General features: G+C 65.4%; 2 protein-coding genes. Both read left to right on the plus strand.

Annotation, left to right across the window (positions count from 1 at the left end; all coding sequences use genetic code 11):
- The coding region (locus HC022_RS24000) for an aldo/keto reductase (protein WP_167454074.1) at positions 1-421 on the plus strand (421 nt) is incomplete at its 5' end.
- A 411-nt stretch (positions 422-832) separates the two neighbouring features.
- A partial coding sequence (gene rpsA / locus HC022_RS24005; protein WP_167454075.1) for a 30S ribosomal protein S1 occupies positions 833-2,466 on the plus strand: 1,634 nt, incomplete at its 3' end.

Raw genomic sequence — 2,466 nt, forward strand, 5'->3', positions numbered from 1 at the left:
CTGCGAGGAGCTGGGCGTCGCGCTCGTGGCCTTTTCGCCGGTCGGGCGCTCGCTGCTGACCGACACGCCGATCACCCGCGAGAGGATCGCGGCCAACCCCTTCCTGGCATCGAACCCGCGGATGATGGAGCCGAACCTCTCGGCCAACCTGAAGATCGTCGAGGGCTTCCGGGCGCTCGCCGCCGAGATGGGGCTGAGCACCGCGGCGCTGGCCATCGCCTGGGGGCTGCACAAGGGCGGACACGTGGTCTCGATCCCCGGCACCCGCTCGGTCGCGCATTTCGCCGAGCTCGTGGCGGGCGCCGAGGCGGAGCTCACGGCCGAGGACGTGACACGGGTCGAGACGGTCCTGCCGATCGGCTGGTGCCACGGCGACCGCTACTCGCGCGACCAGTCGGTGGGGCCCGAGAACTACTGCTGAGCCCACGGGGCCGGCGGCAGGAAGGGGGCGCTGCCCCCGTCGCGCGATGCGCGACTCCCCCGGGATATTTCAGGCCATTGGATGCCCATGGGCGGGGCTCCCGGTTTCCAATGGCCCCAAATATCCCCGCCGGAGGCATCCGGGGCTGCGGCCGGGCGGCGGGTCGGAACGAGGGCGCGGCGTTCGGGGCTTGATCCGGGCGCGCGCTTTGCGTATACCGCGCCCGGTCAAGACAGGCGACAACGCCGCGGACAGGACAACGGGCAGGGCCAGGATTTCATCCGGCCCTTTTTGTCATACGCGGATGTCTGAACGGGCCAGAAGGTTCGCCACAAGTGCGGACATCATCCAAGACCGGCGGAGACAACCGCCCGGCCAGAAAAAACGAATTGTAAAGGAACATGACGCCACATGGCTAACGCAACCATGGAGGAATTCGAGGCCCTCCTTAATGAAAGCCTCGAAATGGACACGCCGGACGAAGGTTCGGTTGTCAAAGGCAAGGTCATCGCGATCGAAGCGGGCCAGGCCATCATCGACGTCGGCTACAAGATGGAAGGCCGCGTCGATCTCAAAGAATTCGCGAACCCCGGCGAAGCGCCCGACATCTCCGTCGGCGACGAAGTCGAGGTGTACCTGCGCTCCGCAGAGAACGCCCGCGGCGAAGCCGTCATCTCGCGCGAGATGGCCCGTCGTGAAGAGGCATGGGACCGGCTCGAGAAGGCCTACGCCGACGACGCCCGCGTCGAAGGTGCGATCTTCGGCCGCGTCAAGGGTGGCTTCACCGTCGATCTCGGCGGCGCCGTTGCCTTCCTTCCCGGCTCGCAGGTCGACGTCCGCCCCGTGCGTGACGCGGGCCCGCTCATGGGTCTCAAGCAGCCGTTCCAGATCCTCAAGATGGACCGTCGCCGTGGCAATATCGTTGTCTCGCGTCGTGCGATCCTCGAGGAATCGCGCGCCGAGCAGCGTGCGGAAGTCATCGCCAACCTCACCGAAGGCCAGACGGTCGACGGCGTGGTCAAGAACATCACCGAATACGGTGCGTTCGTCGACCTGGGCGGCGTGGACGGCCTGCTGCACGTCACCGACATGGCATGGCGCCGTGTGAACCACCCGTCCGAGATCCTGTCGATCGGCGAGACCGTCAAGGTCCAGGTCATCAAGATCAACAAGGACACCCACCGTATCAGCCTCGGCATGAAGCAGCTGCAGGAAGATCCGTGGGATCTGGTTGCCGTCAAGTTCCCGCTGGGGTCGGTCCACAAGGGCCGCGTCACGAACATCACCGATTACGGCGCGTTCGTGGAGCTGGAGCCGGGCGTCGAGGGTCTCGTTCACGTGTCCGAAATGTCCTGGACCAAGAAGAACGTGCACCCCGGCAAGATCGTCTCCACCTCGCAGGAAGTGGACGTCATGGTGCTCGAGATCGACCCGGCCAAGCGCCGCGTGTCGCTCGGCCTCAAGCAGACCATGCGCAACCCGTGGGAAGTCTTCTCCGAGACTCACCCCGAGGGCACGCAGGTCGAGGGCGAGGTCAAGAACATCACCGAGTTCGGCCTGTTCATCGGTCTCGACGGCGAGATCGACGGCATGGTGCACCTCTCGGACCTCTCGTGGGACCAGCGTGGCGAAGAAGCCATCCAGGAATACCGCAAGGGCGACATCGTGCAGGCCGTGGTCACCGAAGTGGACACCGAGAAGGAGCGTATCTCGCTCTCGATCAAGGCTCTCGGCGGCGACAAGTTCGCGGAAGCCGTTGGCGGCGTGAAGCGCGGCTCGATCATCACCGTGAACGTCACGGCGATCGAGGACGGCGGCATCGAGGTGGAATACGAAGGCATGAAGTCCTTCATCCGCCGCTCCGACCTGTCGCGTGACCGCTCCGAGCAGCGCCCCGAGCGTTTCTCGGTCGGCGACCACATCGACGTCCGCGTCACCAACATCGACAGCAAGACCCGTCGTCTGGGCCTGTCGATCAAGGCACGCGAGATCGCCGAAGAGAAGGAAGCCGTGCAACAGTACGGGTCGTCCGACTCGGGTGCATC

This window comes from Salipiger sp. HF18 (assembly GCF_011806505.1).
GTDB classification, from domain to species: Bacteria; Pseudomonadota; Alphaproteobacteria; order Rhodobacterales; family Rhodobacteraceae; genus Salipiger; species Salipiger thiooxidans.